The following is a 17,143-nucleotide window of genomic DNA, read 5'->3' on the forward strand; positions in this document are numbered from 1 at the left end:
GAGTGGGTGGCATGTCAGCCCTCTTCGCACTTCAGTCGCCCGATGCCCCGCTCCCCGGAGCGCAAGCAGCAACAGCCGCCGAGCCGGCCGAGTTTCTCGCCGTGTTCTTACACGGCTACGGCTCGGATGAACGCGACCTCGCAGGTCTGGCGGAGTACCTGCCGCCGACGCTGCCGTGGGCCTCGGTGCGGGCCCCGCTCCGTCTGCCCGGATCCGGGTACTCCTGGTACCCGCTGGAGGTGGATTTCTCCCCCGCGGAGGCCATCGCGGAGGCCACCGACTCCCTGTGGGAGTGGGTGGACGCGAACGTCGACGCGCGCACCTCGCTGATCCCCATCGGTTTCTCGCAGGGCGCCATGATGGCCAGCCAACTGCTGCGCACCAGGCCAGAACGCATCGGCGCGACGGTGGCGCTCAGCGGATACGTTTCGGACGCCCCGCGCAGCGCCGATGCGCGGCTTGCCCAGGCGCCGCCACGGGTGTTCTGGGGCCGTGGCGACCAGGACCCGGTCATCCCGGCGGACCTGGTGGAATCCGCGGGCGAGTGGTTCGCCAAGCACACCGCGGTCCAGGCCCACGTGTACCCGGGCATGGGTCACAGCATTAGCGGCGAGGAGTTGGGCGATATCCGCCGCTTCCTCGACGCGACCCTGGCCTAAGCCGCGCTGGGCTCGGACGTAACGCTGGGCGCGCCCTTGTGGTCGTGATCGTGGGGAGAGTCGGCGGGTGGCCGTACAAAGAACGCCAGGACGATCGCGATCAAGGCGAGGGAGCCGCCCACCGCGAACGCGGCCTGGATACCGGCGGCCTGGGCCTGCGTCGCATCGGCGCCCGAGTCGGCCTGGGACATTGTCACTCCGGACATGATCGCGATGAACAGCGCAGTGCCTGCGGCCGCGGCGACCTGCTGCAGGGTCGTCAGCGTCGCGGAGCCGTACGCGTAAAGGCGAGGGGGCAGTGAGCCCAGGCTTGCGGAGAACAACGGCGTGAACATGAGGGCCAAGCCGATGCTGAGGGTGACGTGGGCCGCCACCAGTTGCCAGGAGGGCATGCCGGGGGTCAGGACCGCGGTGAAGGTCCAGAGCACCGTCGCGACGATCGCCGCGCCCGGGATTACCAGTGGGCGTGGGCCTACGCGGTCGTAGAGCTTGCCGATGAAGGGCGCCAGCACGCCCATCACGATTCCTCCGGGCAGGATTACCAGGCCGCTCTGCAGCACCGTGAAGCCCAGCACGCCCTGCATGAACAGCGGCAACAGAATCAGCGACCCGAACAGCGACACCATCACGATCATGAACATGGCGGTGGAGACGGAGAACGTGGGAGTGCGGAACACGCGTAGGTCGAGCAAGGCGTTATCCGACCGCTGCAGCACCAGCTGGCGCCACACGAATAGGGCCAGGGCCACGGCGCCAACCGCGATTGCGGAGACGGTGGTGGCCGTCACGCCGCCCTCGATGGACTCGCCCAACTGGCTCAGGCCAAACACGATCCCACCAAACCCGAGGGCGGAGAGCACGACCGAGAGCACATCGAGTGGCGCGTGGGTGGGCTCCGTCACGTTCTCCATGCGGCGCCAGCCCATCCACAGCGCGAACAGCGCGACGGGTAGGACAAAGATGAACATGTAGCGCCAGTTGAAGGCGGACAGAATCAGGCCCGAGATGGTGGGGCCGATGGCGGGGGCAACCGCGATGACGATCGAGATGCTGCCCATGCGCCGGCCGCGGGTAGCCGCCGGCTCCAGCTGCATCACCGTGGTGATGAGCAGGGGCATCATGATCGCTGTGCCGCTGGCCTGAATCACTCGGGCAATCAGCAGCACGTCGAATCCTGGCGCGACCGCGGCCAACAGTGTTCCAGCGCTGAACAGGGACATCGCGGTGATGAAGATGCCGCGTGTGGGGAAGCGCTTGAGCAGGAACCCGGTGATGGGGATCACGACGGCCATGGTCAGCAGGAAGGCGGTGGTGAGCCACTGAGCGGCGACCGCGGTGATCTGCAGGTCCGTCATCAGGTGGGGGATCGCGACGCCCATGACCGTCTCGTTGAGAATCACCACGAAGGTCGACACCACGAGCAGGTTGATCACCGTGGAGTTGCGCTTGCTGTGGGCCGGGGGGAGCGCGACGCCGGTGGGGCTGGCGGGCTCAATGGGTTGGGCGTCGATCATGAGGGCGCTCGTCTTCCTGCGAAATCTTAAAAGGGGGGAGGGCGCGGCTCACGCGCCAGGCCCTGAGCCTAACTCAACGAATTCGCGGGAGCATTCGGGGTTAGGCTCGATGCATGCGATACGTAGCAATTGGAGACAGCTTTACCGAGGGCGTCGGCGACGACGTGGGCAACGATCAGGTGCGCGGCTGGGCGGACCTGGTCGCCGCCGGACTTGCGGCCGCCGGCCAGGACGTCTGGTACTCGAACCTGGCGATCCGCGGGCACCTGATCCAGCGGATAGTCGACGAGCAACTGGAACCCGCGCTCGCGTTGGACCCCGCGCCGGACCTGATGACGTTCAACGGCGGCGGCAACGACATGTTGCGGACGGGGTTTGATGTCAACAGGGTCATGGCGCTGGCCGAGCAGGTGGTCACGCGCTGCGAGGAGGCGGGTACCCGCATGCTGCTGGTCAGCGGCGGCGATCCCACGGCTGGACTGCCTCGCGGCGCCTCGATTCGTGCTCGCGGTGACGAGTTTCTTGACGCGACTCGCGTGATGCTGGCCCGGCACCCCGAGGTGACGATGGTCGACAACTGGAGCGACCAGGAGTTGCGTGCCCCCGGGTACTGGTCTGCGGACCGGCTTCACCTCAACGCGTTGGGCCACGCCCGGATTGCGGCGCGGATACTGACTGAGCTGGGCGTCGAGACGGAGCTGCCTCGGGCCGACGGTGCAGACATCGCCAAGCGCGGGGTGCTCACCGAGGCCAAGTATTTGGGTGCCTACGTCCTGCCCTGGATCGGGCGGCGCCTCACCCGCACATCGTCCGGCGACGGACGCCAGCCCAAGTTTGGCGATTGGGTGCGCGTCGACGGGTCGGCGGAGCAAGCGCGCGCCGCGGGTATGCCCGATCAGTAGCGCGGGTGCTAGTAGCGACCCGGTCGGGGCGCCCCAGGGGACTGAGCGGGTCCAGCTCCGCGTAGGGATCATCGGCGCGGGCCGCGTGGGTGCCGCCGTCGCACGGCTCTCGCTGGCTGCGGGTTACGACGTCGCGATAGCCGGATCGGGGGCGCCAGAGAGCATCGCCACCCTGGTGCGACACGAGGCGCCGGGCGCCACCGCAGTGACGGCGGCCGATGCCGCGCGGGCGGACATCGTGGTCCTCGCCATTCCGCGGGGCAAGTTCCGGGCGCTGCCTGTCGAGGCGCTCGCGGGTTCGCTCGTGATCGACGCGATGAACTACTGGTGGGAGTACGACGGCGCAGTACCCGAGCTCAGCGACCCGCTCACGTCCACGAGCCAGACGCTGCAGTCCTTTCTGGTGGGTGCGCGCGTGGTCAAGACCCTTAACCACATGAGCGTGTACGCGCTCGAACACGAGGCGCTGCCGGCGGGTGCGTCGGGGCGCAAGGCGCTGGCGATAGCGGGGGACGACCCACGGGACGTCGCCGCCGTGTGCGCCTACGTGGACGCGATCGGGTTTGACCCCGTGGTCGCGGGTGATCTGTCCACCGGTGTCATGCTCGAGCCCGACACTGCACTGTTCGCCGCGGACGAGACGGCGGAGGAGGTGCGCGCGATCCTGGACCGGTTCTGGGACTCCCAGCGCGGCCGAGTGGTGGCGCGCGCGAGGGCCGCACGGCTCGAGTAGTCCTATCGCGACGGGCTTGCCGCGGCGCGTGCCGGGTGGGAGAATCGGGGCAGACCGGCACGGTTGCCAGCGTGCACTCACTCGTCGAAAATGGAGCACGCCTCACTATGGACCACAAGCCAGCATCGGCCGCGATTCAGGCCCAGCACGCAGCAGCTCTCGAGTCGCTTCCGTTTGACGACACGCGAGACTTCGACGACGCGAAGCGTGGCTTCGTCGCCACCATCGACCCACTCGTTATCAAGGGTGCCGACGGCAGCGTCGTGTGGGACAACACCGACTACGCCTTCATCTCCGGCGACGCGCCCGACACGGTTCACCCCAGCCTGTGGCGCCAGTCGAAGCTCGTCGCGATGGATGGCCTGTTCGAGGTCACCGAGGGTATCTACCAGGTCCGAGGATTCGACCTTTCCAACCTGACGGTCATCGAGGGCGACACCGGTGTGATCGTTATCGATCCCCTCATTTCGCCCGAGACCGCTGCCGCCGCGCTCGCCCTGTACCGCGAGCACCGCGGCGACCGTGAGGTGCGCGCGGTCATCTTCACCCACAGCCACATCGACCACTTCGGCGGAATCTTCGGCGTGACATCGGCGCAGGACGTCGCCGACGGCAAGGTGCAGATTATTGCCCCCGCGGGCTTCGTCGAGGAGTCGGTGGCGGAGAATGTCTTCGCGGGCACCGCGATGAGTCGCCGCGCGGGGTACATGTACGGCGCTGCGCTCGAGCGCGGAACCCAGGGCCAGGTGGGTGCGGGCCTCGGCCAGAGCACGTCCAAGGGCTCGCCCGGCATCGTCCCGCCGACCCTAGAGATCACCGCCACCGGCGAGACGCACGTCGTCGACGGAGTCGAGATCGAGTTCCAGATGGCTCCGGGCACCGAGGCGCCCGCGGAGATGCACTTCTACTTCCCTGGTTCGCGCGCACTGTGCATGGCGGAGAACGCGACGCACACCATGCACAACCTGCTGACGCTGCGCGGTGCGCTGGTACGTGACCCGCACGTGTGGGCGCTGTACCTCACCGAGGCGATCGACACCTTTGCGGGCCGCACGGACGTGGTCTTCGCGTCTCACCACTGGCCCGCATGGGGGGAGGAGCGCGTCATCGAGTTCCTCTCGCAGCAGCGCGATCTCTACGCTTACCTGCACGATCAGACCCTGCGACTGATTAATCGCGGGTACACGGGCGCCGAAGCGGCGGAGATGTTCGAGTTGCCGCCAGCGCTCGAGGCCGCCTGGAACACGCACGGCTACTACGGCAGCGTGAGTCACAACGTCAAGGCCGTGGTGCAGCGCTACCTCGGCTGGTTCGACGGCAACCCCGCGCGCCTGTGGCCGCACCCTCCCGAGGCTCTCGCCCAGCGCTACGTCGATGCCATCGGCGGCATCGACCGCGTGGTCGAGGTGGCTCAGAAGGCGTACGACGAGGGGGACTTCCGGTGGGCGGCGACGCTTCTCGACCACGTGGTGTTTGCGGACGAGCGCCACGTCGCCGGGCGTGCGCTGTATGCCGACACCCTCGAGCAACTCGCGTACGGCTCTGAGAACGGGCCGTGGCGCAACTTCTACCTGTCGGGAGCCACAGAGCTGCGCGGCGCAAACTTCGGAACCCCTGTCAACACGGCGGCCCCGACGATCCTCGCGCAGCTGAGTCCCGAGCAGCTCCTCGACAGCATCGCGATCAAGGTCGATGGCCCCAAGGCCTGGGATCTGGACATCGCGTTCGCGATCGAGCTGACCGACCTGTCGCGCCGGTTCTCCATCACGCTGCGCAACGGCGTGCTGATCTACCGCGAGACTGATGGCGGCGACGTGACGCTGACCATCCGCGCGTCGAAGATGCGTCTGATCGGGATGCTCGGCGGCGACGCCGAGTCTGCGGGACTAGAGCTCGACGGCGACGCCGCGGTGCTCCGCGGCCTGCTCTCGGTGCTCGATATGGGTGACCCGGACTTCGCGATCGTCACGCCTTAGCGCCTCTGGCGTGGCGAATCTGCTAGCCCTCGGGTTGGCAGATCGCGCCGCGCCGGGCGGCAAGACTGGTCCGGATCAGCAGTGCCGCGACCACCGCGGTGGTCGCGGCGATCATGACTCCGGCGCCCCAGTTGTAGTCGAAGCCGCCGTGAAGGCTCGACGACAGGTACGCGCTCGAGGCCGCGGCGAGTGGGAACGAGTAGGCCCAGGAGGAGATCGCGAATGGCGTGCGCATCAGGGTGTTCGCCTGCACCGCCAGCAGGAGTACCTGCAGCGTCATCACCCCTACCAAAATGCGCGAGAACGGGTCATCCCACGAGCCTCCGAGTCGGTTCCAGGCGAGGGCTGCGACGGCCGGCGGCGCGACCAGGATGGCGAGAGTGGGAGCCAGCCTCGCAGGCAAGGTCCCCACGGTGAACAGGCGGGTAAGGATCACTGGCAGCAGGCCCGCCCAGTAGACGATACCGACGCCAAAGAAGTACCAGTTGACGGGCTCTGGCGCATAGTCGACGCCGGCGATCGGCGCGACCAAGTTGCCCACCACGGGGATAAACCACGCGGGGTGGATGTGGGCGGGCTGAACCGCCGCGTCGTGGATCCAGGTCCTCAGGACCATCAGCGTGATGAGGAAGAGCCCGACGGCGCCGGCCCACCAGAGCGCCTCGGCGAGCCCCGGCTCCCAGTCCTTGAAGGCGATGGCGAGCACCAGGAGCGACACGGGGATGGTCGCGGAGAAGGCCGCTTTGACGGGATGCGCCCATTCCGACGCGACGACGCGTGGAAACCTGACGGCCTTTGCGCCGTAGGCAACTGCGGCCAACGCGAAGACCCCCAGCGCGAAGACCGCGACACCTCGGCCGACCCACGGGGAAAGGTCCCACCGTTCTCCGGCAAGGTGCCAGGCGCCCGCGGTGCCGGCCAGGCCCATCACCATGGCGAAGGCCCCCAGTGGCACGTGCTGCAGGCGGGGCTCTGTGATCGACCGATCCTCGGGCGGTCGCGACGCGGGCTCGGGTGTAGCAGTTGACATGGCGGCGTCCCCTTTAGGTGTCGTTCTTCGGTAGCCACGATATACCCCTAGGGGTATAGTGGCGGCTATGAACTCATCGTCATCCTCCTCCTTCCGTCGCGTCGCCTCGCTACGCGCCCTCGTGGTCGCGGCCATCGGGGCGCTCGCTCTTGCCGGGTGCTCCAGCGCGGACGCGCCTGACGAGGTCGAATTCGCGGGCGAGCACGTGAGCGCGGCGACGTTCGCCGCAGCGACGGAGGTCGCGGGCGTCACGGTGATCGACGTGCGCACCCCCGAGGAGTTCGACGCCGGCCATCTGCCGGGGGCGATTAACGTCGACGTGCAGGCCGCCGACTTCGGTGTTCAGGTGAGCGAACTGGAGGTCGCGGGGGACTACGCCGTGTACTGCCGCTCGGGGAATCGGTCGGCCGCGGCAATCGACCTCATGGCGCAGGAGGGCATCGCGAACACCATTGGACTCGCCGGCGGAATCGGCGCGTGGACGGGCGACGTGGTCGGCGGCTAGACCGGCGTCGGGCGCTAGCCCACGAGCCCAAGCTCGGCGAAGGCCGCGCGGAGGCCCTCCTCTTGAGGCCCCTTGGCGGTGCGGTCGGCGGCCGCCAGCACACGGGGGTCGGAGCCCTCGATGGCCACGGACGTGCCGGCAAATTGCAGCATCTCCAGGTCGTTGAGTCCGTCCCCGAAAGCGACGATGTCGTCGACCGTGAGTCCAAGGTGTTCCATCGCGATCCGCATGCCAACGGACTTGTTGAGGTGGGACTGGTAGATCTCGCCAGCCGCCGACCCTGCATCCTCGATCGACATGGTGACCACCGCGACCTCGGGGCCGATCTCGCGCACGACCTCGTCGATGGGGGTGTCGCCGTCCAGGCAGACCGCCTTTCCGAAGGGAACCTGGTGCAGGTTGTCAGCGGAGGTGATCGGGGTGCGACGGGCCTCGGCCGAGTCGTCGTTTCCCGCGTACAGACGGCGTGCGCGCTCGATCAGCCCCAATGCTCCAGGGCGTGCGAACAGGCCCTCGGGGGACTCGAGGATATAGAGCATGCCGTGCTTGTCGAGCGCGCTGACGGTGCGGGCCGCCAGCTCCGTGGGGAACCGCACGTCCGACAGGACCTTCCCGCCTATCCGGACGTAGGCGCCCGCCGCTCCGACGAACCCGTCAAAGCCTGCGCTTGTGAGGGAGTCGGGCAGTGCAGATGCGGGGCGCCCGGAGCACAGCAGCACCAGGTTTCCGGCCGCGCGAGCAGCGCGCACCGCGTCGACGTGGCCAGGTGGGACCACGCCGTGACTCGCGTAGGTGCCGTCGATGTCGAGGAAGATCGCGCGTGGCTTAAGCATGACCCCAAAGATAGTTCACCTGTGCGACCTACTGGTGCGGGTCAGCGGCGCACCGGGTTGTGGTGCTCGCGAATGGCAGAGGCATCCGGGCCCACCTCCTCGGCCGTCCTGGCGATCTTGACGACGCCCGCAATGCGTTCTGCCTCGGAGGGGTAGGGCCGCTGATGGGGTTACGCGCGATGTCGCCACGGCAGTGTGGTGGCAGGCGTATCTGCCCGAGTTCCAGGTATTGTCGTCCCAAACCCGCCGACACTTAGGAGCATCGCAATGGCGCTCGAGCCAACCGAGGCGGCACGGCCGTCCGTCCCGCCTGTGTTGTATCTACCGCTTAGCGCTCAGTCGACCACTGAGGAGCAGACCGTCGAGATCAGGGAGCTTAAGGATGGTCGGCGCGCTTTGCTGGCCTACACTGCGTTGGACCGACTCCAGAACCTCGCGGGTGAACGTCAGCCGTGGATCCTTCTTCGCACAGAAGACCTCCAGCAAATCAAGGACGCCCAGCCATACGACGTGGTGATCTTCGATCTAGCTGTTCCTGCTCAGTACCGGCGCGACGGCGCAATCGCATGAGTCTAATCGCGATGGATCCTGAGGCGATGGCCCATCACGTGCGCCTACACCAGGAGGCGACGGACGCAATTGGTGAAAAGCTGTTGGAGATCCCTGCCGCCGTTGATGGCGGCCTGGCATCGGACTCGATTGCCGCAATCATGATGCGCGTTGGCGTCGGCGTTGATGCGCTCTACCGCATCAATGGAACGTTGGGTGAAGTAGTGGCTTCGGTGGCGTCAGACTCCGATATCCAGGAGCAGGACGTCATCGACCAGTTGGCAGCCGTCACCGCTGAACTCGAGGACCTCTCGTGACCATCGATACCACCACTCGTGGTGATGCATCTCAGGTGCGGGCGGCGGCGGAGTGGCTCGACCCCGCCCTTAAGGATGCCGCTGGCTACTCATCAGAAACCACGATGCTCATTGCTGTGGGTGTCCGCTCGCATTGGTTCGGGGAATCGGCGGACTCCTACGTGAGCATTCTGCTCAAGACCACCGATGCTGCGGACGAGATCGGTGTCCAAGCACGTGACGCAGCCGAGAAATTTCGCTCCTACGCAGGCCAGTTGGAGCGCATGCACGATGATTTTGCGGCGCACAGGTCAAGGGCCATCTCGGCTGGGCTTCCTGTCAATGGCGCGCTGATCCGCCGGCCCATCTCCTTGGTACCTACGATCCCAGCGTCTCGAGACGACCTGTATTGGGACGACTGGCAAAAGCACCTCGACCGGATCGAGCTTTACAACGAGATTGCTACCGATGTTGGTTCCTGGTGGGGCGAACTCGAGGTGTGGATCTCGGAGAATCTCGACGGTTTCCTCGAGGCCCAGCCAGAGCAATCGACGGCTCAGAAGATTCTGGAGGGGCTGAGCGACTCGGGAACTGTTCTCTCTCGCGAGTACCTCGACGGGGTTGGCCTGGTATGGGAGGCCAACGCGGAAAACCTTGTCGCCAACGCGGCGCAGCTGCGTGACGAGGCATCGGACTTTGTTCGAGGTCTGAGGTCCGGAAACCCGGCGGTAAGGGCTGCGGCGCAGAGTGCAAACCCTCGGGGAATGCGGTGGGCGGCTGACGAGGCGGAAGACCTGGCACGAGGATTTTCTCGCGCCGGACGCGCCGTGCCAATTGTCGGGTGGGCTATTGACCTCGTCACTTTCGGTTCCGACCTGGAGAGCGGGAATGACCCTTCGTCGACGGCGGTGGAGATCCTTGGCGGAGTTGCGGGCGCTGCGGCCGCCACAGTCGTGGTGGGTGGGCTTGCCGCCGCGGGAATTGTGACGTTGCCTGTGTGGGGAACGGCCGTAGTTGTTGGCGCTGCCGCGGTGGCTGTAGGTGCTGGTGCGGTATGGGCCTACGAGAGTTGGGTGCCGCAGGACGTCAGGGAGGCAATTGACGCCGGCTTGGGTGATGCGTGGGATGCCACCACTGATTTTGCTGAGGACGCATGGGAGAACACCACCGACCTCATTGGCGACGTAGGGCACGGTATTGGCAAGGCGTGGAATGGGGTGTTCGGGTGACTCCGCAAACGGCGCCCGCAATAGAGCAGGTGCGCGTGCCTTCACACGCGGGTTGGCAGGGTCAACAGGGCTCCACGACCGGCCTGATCGCGGTGAGCGCTGTGCTGATGCTGGCAGTGGTCGCCTACGGCGTAGTCATGATGAGCGACCCTGCGTCAGCGATGAAGGTTTTGGGTGCGGGTGTCATCCTGACTGTGGGACTTACGGGGTGGATGCTCGCCGCGCATTTGCGGGTATCTCGAGTGCGAGTGGTGCGAGTTAAGGTCAGTGACGACACCGTGGTGTTCAAGGGGGCGCAGGAGGTGGTGCTGCCTCTTCGTGCCTTCGCTGGTGGGGGCGCCATGATCCTTGCTGGGTGGGTTTGGGCAGTTGCGACGGTGCCGTCTGGCCGTCTGACACTACTCACTTTGCTGGTAGTGCCCGTGCTTGGCCTCACCATCACGGTGGTGGGGGTCCGCGCATGGTTCCGGGGGGCCCAAGGCCACCAGCTCACGTTAAGTCGCAGCGGGCTGGTACTACGCATACCCCGCAACCAACTGCGTGCAACTTGGGACGAGGTGCGGGAGGCAGGATTGCGAGGCAATCGCATCGAGGTGGGAACCACTTCGGGGATCAGGGCCTCGTGGGCGGCGATGGATCTCGCCAGCGACCCAGTGATTGTGGCGGAACTGGTGAATTTCTACGTCAGGCGGCAAGATGCGCGCGCCGAGATCGGACAGGGCACGCTCGCGCGTCTGCGCAGTGGTGAGTTCTGAGCCGCGACGCTAGACGTGCCCGGACGTTGAGGAAAATCTCGCGCGGCTGACTCGAGGCGTCAGCCTACTTCGTGTGCGGTGACTGTCATTCGTGAGGCGGCCGCTTGGGCTTGGCGGAGCCGCCGGTGGCCAGGCGCATGAGGTCGCTGGACAGGTCGATGCCCACCTCGGTGCCTCCCGCGGAACCATATTCGTGCTGGTAATGACCCCACGAGTCGTCGCGTACCGCGCGGGCGAAGCCGCTCTCCATGAGCAGAACCAACTCGAAGGCGGCGCGGTCGATGCGCTTGGTGAGCGCGTTGTCGCTCCAGTCCTCCGTCGCCGCGAATAACGACGTGGGGACCACGAGCGTACGCAGGTAGGCGAAGAGGGAGCGCAGCTCCTCGTCGACCACGAGCGCGTGGCGCGCGGTCCCGGCAGTGGCCGCGAGGATGACTGGCTTGCCTATCAGCAGGTCGTTGTCGAGCACCTGGAAGAAGGAGGTGAACAGCCCCGACGCGCCGGCCTTGTAGACGGGCGCGGCGGCGATGACCGCATCGGCCGCGCCGAGCGCCTCGATGGCGCGGGTGAACCCGGGGCCAAAATGCTGGGACGAGATTGCCGGGGCGAGCTCGGGGAGCAACTCGCGCAGGTCGATGGTCGTCACGCTGAGCGAGGCGCCCCGCGACTCGACCAGGCTCGCCACGCGAGCGGAGGCGCGGTCGGCCAGCAACTTGGTGGACGACGGATCGGAGACGCCCGCGTTGACTACTACTAGCCGGTAGGTGGTGGTCATGATGATGGCTCCTGAAGCTTGCTGGTGAGACTGATGAGGGTGGAGAGTTCGGCGGGGGTGAACGCGGCCCGCATGGTCGCCGCGACGGTCGCGGCGTGCGCGCGCCCCACGGTTCGCTGCGCTACGCGGCCGGGCTCGGTGAGGCCGATGCGCACGGAACGGGCGTCCGACGGATCCGTCGAACGCTCGACTAGCCCGCGCGTGGCGAGCCGCTCGACGAGCCGGGACAGGGCGGGCTGGCTCAGCAGCACGTGGCGGCCGAGTTCACCGATCCGTTGAGGCTCGTCGCACTTAGACAGCGTGTAGAGCACGTCGTACTCCCGCATCGACACCTCGCCCCAGATGTCCTCGGCCGCGAAGCGCCGCATGAGGTGGGCGTGAGAGGTCATCATCGCCTCCCATGCGTCGTTCGCGAGGCGAGTGCGCGACCTGGGCGCGCCCAGGTCCGCCGATGCTACGTCGGGTGAGGCGTCCGTGGCGGTCATAGCGTCGGCAGGTTGGCGACGGCGTCGTCGTTGCTGTCCTGGTAGGGCGAGCCGCCGGTGACGTTGTCGCCCCGGTTCGCGTTGGGACGACTCTGGCGCGGCTCGGCGTCGCCGTACTTGGCCTTGACCAGCGATTCGTGGGTCGGGACCTGGGCGGACGCGGGGTCTCGGCGGGATTCGAGTTCCTTGCGCAGCACAGGTACCACCTCGCCGCCCAGCAGCTCGAGCTGGTCGAGGACCATCGACAGCGGCATCCCCGCGTGGTCCATGAGGAACAGCTGACGCTGGTAGTCGCCGAATTCCGCCTGGAAGGTCAGGGTCTTGTCGATGACCTCCTGCGGGCTGCCCACGCTGAGGGGGGTCTGCGAGGAGAAGTCCTCGAGCGAGGGGCCGTGGCCGTAAACGGGCGCGGCGTCGAAGTACGGGCGGAACTCATCCTTGGCCGCCTGGGAGGTCTTGGCGATGTAAGCCTGGCCGCCGAGGCCGATGATGGCGTCCTTTTGGGTGCCGTGACCGTAGTGCTCGAAGCGCTGGCGGTAGAAGTCGATTAGCCGCTTGTAGTGACCGGCCGGCCAGAAGATGTTGTTCGCGAAGTAGCCGTTGCCGTAGAAAGCGGCCTGCTCGGCGATCTCGGGGGTGCGGATCGAGCCGTGCCACACGAACGGCGGCACGTCATCCAGGGGGCGGGGCGTGGACGTGAAGCCCTGCAGCGGCGAGCGGTACTCGCCCTCCCAGTCCACGACGTCCTCTCGCCAAAGGCGGTGCAGCAGGTTGTAGTTCTCCAGCGCCAGGGGCAGGCCCTGGCGGATGTCCTGTCCAAACCACGGGTAGACGGGGGCGGTGTTGCCGCGCCCCAGCATGAGGTCCATGCGGCCCTTGCTGAGGTGCTGCAGCATCGCGTACTCCTCGGCGATGCGCACCGGGTCGTTAGTGGTGATCAGCGTGGTGGAGGTGGTCACCGTCAGTCGCTCGGTGAGCGCCGCGATGTGCGCGAGCAGGGTGGTGGGCGAAGAGGAAAAGAACGGCGGGTTGTGGTGCTCGCCGATCGCGAAGACGTCGAGGCCGACCTCCTCGGCCTTGACCGCGATCTTGACGACCGCGTCGATGCGCTCCGCCTCCGAGGGGGTGTGACCGCTGACGGGGTCACGGGTGATGTCGCTGACGGACATGATGCCGAACTGCATGATGGTCTCCTAGTCGCTCACAATGATTATATGCGTTTGCATATATCAACGCGCAACGTGTCGGAGTATTCCCTGGTCAGCTCTGACGGGCGCTCCCTAGGGGGCGGAGGTTGGTTCCTTGCGGGGGGGACATGGCGCCCGCCAGCAGGAACACGAGCACGCCCATCAGTGGCACGAGCGCGAGCCCGGTGCGCAAGCTGGTCGAGTCAGCGATGGCGCCCACGACGGGCGGCGACAGCAGGAACGCCGTGCGCATGAGCCACGACAGCACGGTGAGGCCGGTGCCCGCCCGCAGTCCGGGTAGTTGGTCCGCGGCGTGCATGGCGCCCGGGATGAGCGTGGCCACGCCGAATCCGGCGGCGCCGAAGCCCACGATGGTGCCCCACACGGACGGGAACGCGATCGCGAGCCCCATCCCGAGCGCGACCAGGAGGCCTCCCCAGCGGGCGACGCTGCGCTGCCCCCAGCGGTCCACCATCCGGTCGCCAAGGATGCGGCCGATGAACTGGCAGCCCTGCATCGAGACGAAGCCGAGCGCGGCCAAGGTGGCTCCGGCTGACAGCTCGTCCCGCAGGTAGCTGGCCGACCAGGTCGACGCGGCGTCTTCGGCCCAGCCGCCGGCGATGGCGATGACGCTCAGCGCGGCGAGTAGGGCCCAGGTGTGCCGGGGTACCCGGCGCAACGGGGTGTGGGGCGCGGTCGCGGCGTGCGGGATGCCGGCCTCGTCCGCGCCCTCCTCGCCCGCGTGTGCGGGTTCGGGGCCCTTCAGCAGCATCGGGTACGCGAAGGCGTTGACCGCGATGACGAATACCGCGACGATGCCGAATTGCCAGGGCACGCTCATGCCCGCCCCGGCGGCGATTCCGCCCACCAGGCCCCCCGTGACGGCGCCGATGCTCCACTGTGCGTGGAACGAGTTGAGGATGGACCTCTTGTAGCCACGCTGCACCCGCAGGCCGTGCGAGTTCTGGGCGACGTCGACCCACGCGTCGGTAGTGCCGACGATGAACAGCGCCACCCCAAACCACAGAGGCGAGCCCGCGAGGCCGGCACCCAGCATGGCGATCGCGCTGAGGCTCATTCCGAAGGTCGCCACTCGCGAGGATCGATAGCGGCGGATGAGTGACCCGGCCGCGAGACCGAGCAGCAGTGAACCAATTGGCCACGCGGCCATCGCGAGGCCGAGTCCGCCGTAGGAGAGCTCGAGCGAGTTGCGGATCTCGGGGATGCGCGGCGCGAATCCGCCCAGCACAATTCCGTTCGTGAAGAAGATCAGCGCGACGCCGATGCGCGCGCGCTTCAGCTCCGTCGTGACGACGCGGCGTTCGGATGCGGGCATGATTCAACCTTTAAGTGCGGAATGAAAAGGGGCGGGGTGAGACTTGTGCCGCGCGGAACTCACGCTGCCACAGTGAACGTCGCCACCTCAAGGACGTCGAGGCGCGACGACGGGCCGACCAGCAACTGGAAGTCGCCCGGTTCGACCACGCGCTCCGCGCGGGCGTTGACCATCGAGCAGTCCGTGACTGGCAGCGACAGCTCGACCGTCGATGACTCGCCCGGCTGCAGCGCCACCTGGGTGTGCGCCTTGAGTTCCCTGTCTGCCCAGGTCGCGGACGTGTTCACGTCGCGCACGTAGACCTGGACGGTCTCAAGCGTGGGGCGCGCGCCGGTGTTGGTAACGGTGACGCTGGCGCTCACGGTGTCCTCCAGTCCGAGTTCGGCCTGGTGGACCTGGAGGTCCGAGTACTCGACGGTCGTGTAACTGAGACCCTCGCCGAAGACCCAGGCGGGCTCCTGGGTCAGGTCTGCGTAGCGGGTGCCGTGCTGCGCGTCGATCTGGTTGTAGAACGTGGGCTGCTGGCCTACGTGGCGCGCGAAAGAGATGGGCAGCCGCCCTGTGGGTTCGATGTGGCCGAGGACGAGCTCGGCGATCGCCTGCCCGCCTAGCATGCCCGGATTGGCGGCCCAGATGATGGCCGCGGCGGAGTGAGCCGAGGCAGGCAGAACGAGCGGCTTGGACGCCAGCAGCACCACGATGAGGGGGGTGCCGGTCTGGGCGAGGGCGTCGAGTAGCGCGACCTGCCCGCCGATCAGGTCGAGCGTGGCGGTGGACTTTCCCTCGCCGACGAGCTCGATGCGGTCGCCGACGACCGCGACCACGTAATCGGCGTCGCGCGCGGCGGCCACGGCGTCGGCGATCAGTTGCGCGTCCGGATCGCACGGGTGCACTACCTGCGGGCGCGGCTGGCCGTCAGCGAAGAACTCTCCGGCGGGGTCGGCTCCCAGCGTCAGGATGTCGGCGCCGCGCGCGTGGGTCACGGTCCAGTCCTCGGGAGCCAGGGCGGTGAGCCCGTCGAGCACCGTGGTGATCTGCTCGCGGGGGTGTCCGTCCATGAGCCACGGTGCCTGGCCGGATGATCCGGCCCAGTCGCCGAGCTGTGTCTGGGCATCGTCCGCGTTGGGGCCGACGATCGCGATGCGCTTGGAGGTTTCGAGGGGCAGCGGCAGCGCGCCGTCATTCTGGAGCAGGACCAGCGAACGGCGCGCGGATTCGAGGTTCAACGCGGTGTGCGCGGGGGCCGCGATTTCGGTGGCCTGGCGCGCGACGTCGGGCATGCGCGGGTTCTCGAACAGGCCGAGTTCGAACTTCAGCGTGAGAATGCGCGCCACGTCCTGATCGATTCGCTTCTCCGCGAGTAGCCCCTGGGCCACCGCGTCCTGCGCGCCCTGGAAGAAGGCGGGGGTGGTCATGATCATGTTGTTGCCGGCGTTGACCGCGGCGGCGGCGGCGTGGGCGTAGTCGGGGAATAGGCGCTGCTCGCGGACCAGGTTGCCCACGTTGTCCCAGTCGGTGATGAGGGTGCCCTGGTAGCCCCACTCCTCGCGCAGCACGTCCTTCAGGAGCCATTCGTTGACCGTGATGGGTACGCCGTCCGTGGACTGATAGCCCAGCATGAACGTGGCGATACCCTCGCGTGCCACTCGCTCGAAGGGGGGCAGGTACCAGGCGCGCAACTTGCGGCGCGAGATGTCGGCCTCGGACGCGTCGCGCCCGCCCTGGGTATCCGAGTATCCGGCAAAGTGCTTGGCGGTAGCCAGGATTGCGGTGGGGTCTGACAGCCCGTCGCCCTGGTAGCCGCGCACCATCGCGGAGGCTAGCTCGCCGATCAAGTACGGGTCCTCGCCGAAGGTCTCGCTCACGCGGCCCCAGCGCAGGTCGCGGGTGATGCACAGCACGGGGGAGAAGGTCCAGTGGATCCCGGTCGCTGCGACCTCCACGGCGGTGGTCCTGGCGACGCGCTCCAATAGGCCCGCATCCCAGGAGGCGGCCAGGCCCAGCTGGGTGGGGAAGATGGTGGCGCCCCTCCAGAACGAGTGACCGTGGATGCAGTCCTCGCCCACGATGAGCGGGATGCGTAGTCGGGACTTCTCGGTCCAGGTGCGAGCCTCAAAGACCCGCTCGGGCGACGTGTGCAGAATCGAGCCCCCGTGAAAGTCCTCGATGATCGATTGCACGCCGTCGGTGGCGGTGAATTGCATCATCTGGCCCACCTTCTCCGCCAGCGTCATGCGGGAGATCAGGTCGTCGACGCGCTGCGCGGTCGGGAGCGTGGCGTCGAGGTAGGCGGCGTCGTTCATGGTGGTCCTTGCCTGGTAGCGGTGGGTGCCGCGGCTCCGCGGCGATTCATCTAGGAACCATGTTAACCGCATTACC

General features: G+C 67.3%; 17 protein-coding genes. 9 read left to right on the forward strand and 8 right to left on the reverse strand.

What is annotated here, in order from left to right:
* Positions 1 to 11 precede the first annotated feature (11 nt).
* A complete protein-coding gene (locus ACQU6B_RS04345; RefSeq protein WP_430868821.1) occupies positions 12 to 659 on the forward strand; it encodes an alpha/beta hydrolase in 648 nt (215 codons plus the stop codon).
* Here the strand turns inward: ACQU6B_RS04345 and ACQU6B_RS04350 are convergent.
* Positions 656 to 2,173 carry a DHA2 family efflux MFS transporter permease subunit gene (locus ACQU6B_RS04350; protein ID WP_430868822.1) on the reverse strand — a complete coding sequence of 506 codons (1,518 nt, stop codon included), beginning with the start codon at positions 2,171 to 2,173 and terminating at the stop codon, positions 656 to 658. The two genes, ACQU6B_RS04345 and ACQU6B_RS04350, sit on opposite strands and share 4 nt — an antisense overlap.
* Positions 2,174 to 2,286: 113 nt before the next feature.
* On the opposite strand from ACQU6B_RS04350, the gene ACQU6B_RS04355 reads away from it, so the two are divergent.
* The 3 genes from ACQU6B_RS04355 to ACQU6B_RS04365 all read left to right on the forward strand — a co-directional run bounded on the left by ACQU6B_RS04355 (position 2,287) and on the right by ACQU6B_RS04365 (position 5,784).
* The gene (locus tag ACQU6B_RS04355) at positions 2,287 to 3,075 is read left to right on the forward strand and encodes an SGNH/GDSL hydrolase family protein (protein ID WP_430868823.1); all 789 of its coding nucleotides are present in this window, start codon (positions 2,287 to 2,289) and stop codon (positions 3,073 to 3,075) included.
* 85 nt (positions 3,076 to 3,160) lie between these two features.
* Positions 3,161 to 3,808, forward strand: a complete 648-nt coding sequence (locus tag ACQU6B_RS04360) for an NADPH-dependent F420 reductase (protein ID WP_430868824.1) — start codon at positions 3,161 to 3,163, stop codon at positions 3,806 to 3,808.
* Between the two features lie 107 nt (positions 3,809 to 3,915).
* On the forward strand, positions 3,916 to 5,784 hold the full coding sequence (locus tag ACQU6B_RS04365; protein ID WP_430868825.1) for an alkyl/aryl-sulfatase: 1,869 nt from the start codon (positions 3,916 to 3,918) through the stop codon (positions 5,782 to 5,784).
* A 22-nt stretch (positions 5,785 to 5,806) separates the two neighbouring features.
* On the opposite strand, the gene ACQU6B_RS04370 is transcribed toward ACQU6B_RS04365, so the two are convergent.
* Positions 5,807 to 6,814: an SLAC1 anion channel family protein gene (locus ACQU6B_RS04370; RefSeq protein WP_430868826.1), complete on the reverse strand. Its 1,008-nt coding sequence runs from the start codon at positions 6,812 to 6,814 to the stop codon at positions 5,807 to 5,809.
* Positions 6,815 to 6,881: 67 nt separating this feature from the next.
* Here ACQU6B_RS04370 and ACQU6B_RS04375 point away from each other — a divergent pair, with 67 nt between their 5' ends.
* Positions 6,882 to 7,319, forward strand: a complete 438-nt coding sequence (locus ACQU6B_RS04375) for a rhodanese-like domain-containing protein (RefSeq protein WP_430868827.1) — start codon at positions 6,882 to 6,884, stop codon at positions 7,317 to 7,319.
* 14 nt (positions 7,320 to 7,333) lie between these two features.
* On the opposite strand, the gene ACQU6B_RS04380 is transcribed toward ACQU6B_RS04375, so the two are convergent.
* Positions 7,334 to 8,152, reverse strand: coding sequence for an HAD hydrolase family protein (locus ACQU6B_RS04380; RefSeq protein WP_430868828.1), 819 nt, complete (start codon positions 8,150 to 8,152; stop codon positions 7,334 to 7,336).
* Between the two features lie 267 nt (positions 8,153 to 8,419).
* Between ACQU6B_RS04380 and ACQU6B_RS04385 the strand changes: the two genes are divergently transcribed.
* Genes ACQU6B_RS04385 through ACQU6B_RS04400 form a run of 4 tightly spaced genes read left to right on the forward strand, consistent with a single transcriptional unit; the run spans position 8,420 to position 10,981 of the window.
* Entirely contained in the window at positions 8,420 to 8,722 is a 303-nt protein-coding gene (locus ACQU6B_RS04385; protein WP_430868829.1) for an SAV_915 family protein, read from the forward strand.
* Entirely contained in the window at positions 8,719 to 9,018 is a 300-nt protein-coding gene (locus tag ACQU6B_RS04390) for a hypothetical protein (RefSeq protein ID WP_430868830.1), read from the forward strand. The genes ACQU6B_RS04385 and ACQU6B_RS04390 overlap by 4 nt, the downstream gene beginning before the upstream one ends.
* The gene (locus tag ACQU6B_RS04395; RefSeq protein ID WP_430868831.1) at positions 9,015 to 10,226 is read left to right on the forward strand and encodes a hypothetical protein; all 1,212 of its coding nucleotides are present in this window, start codon (positions 9,015 to 9,017) and stop codon (positions 10,224 to 10,226) included. The genes ACQU6B_RS04390 and ACQU6B_RS04395 overlap by 4 nt, the downstream gene beginning before the upstream one ends.
* Positions 10,223 to 10,981 carry a hypothetical protein gene (locus ACQU6B_RS04400; RefSeq protein WP_430868832.1) on the forward strand — a complete coding sequence of 253 codons (759 nt, stop codon included), beginning with the start codon at positions 10,223 to 10,225 and terminating at the stop codon, positions 10,979 to 10,981. Before ACQU6B_RS04395 ends, ACQU6B_RS04400 begins: the two co-directional genes overlap by 4 nt.
* Before the next feature lie 85 nt (positions 10,982 to 11,066).
* Here ACQU6B_RS04400 and ACQU6B_RS04405 read toward each other — a convergent pair whose 3' ends face one another.
* From ACQU6B_RS04405 to ACQU6B_RS04425, 5 genes are all read right to left on the reverse strand, one after another.
* Entirely contained in the window at positions 11,067 to 11,756 is a 690-nt protein-coding gene (locus tag ACQU6B_RS04405) for a CE1759 family FMN reductase (RefSeq protein WP_430868833.1), read from the reverse strand.
* Complete coding sequence (locus ACQU6B_RS04410) at positions 11,753 to 12,241, reverse strand: MarR family winged helix-turn-helix transcriptional regulator (RefSeq protein WP_430868834.1); 489 nt, start codon at positions 12,239 to 12,241, stop codon at positions 11,753 to 11,755. Before ACQU6B_RS04410 ends, ACQU6B_RS04405 begins: the two co-directional genes overlap by 4 nt.
* Entirely contained in the window at positions 12,238 to 13,425 is a 1,188-nt protein-coding gene (locus ACQU6B_RS04415) for an LLM class flavin-dependent oxidoreductase (protein ID WP_430868835.1), read from the reverse strand. The genes ACQU6B_RS04410 and ACQU6B_RS04415 overlap by 4 nt, the downstream gene beginning before the upstream one ends.
* 76 nt (positions 13,426 to 13,501) lie before the next feature.
* The gene (locus ACQU6B_RS04420; RefSeq protein WP_430868836.1) at positions 13,502 to 14,764 is read right to left on the reverse strand and encodes an MFS transporter; all 1,263 of its coding nucleotides are present in this window, start codon (positions 14,762 to 14,764) and stop codon (positions 13,502 to 13,504) included.
* Positions 14,765 to 14,823: 59 nt separating this feature from the next.
* A complete protein-coding gene (locus ACQU6B_RS04425) occupies positions 14,824 to 17,067 on the reverse strand; it encodes a glycoside hydrolase family 3 N-terminal domain-containing protein (RefSeq protein ID WP_430868837.1) in 2,244 nt (747 codons plus the stop codon).
* Between the last annotated feature and the right edge of the window lie 76 nt (positions 17,068 to 17,143).

It is taken from the genome of Demequina aurantiaca, from assembly GCF_050598105.1.
Taxonomy (GTDB): domain Bacteria; phylum Actinomycetota; class Actinomycetes; order Actinomycetales; family Demequinaceae; genus Demequina; species Demequina aurantiaca_A.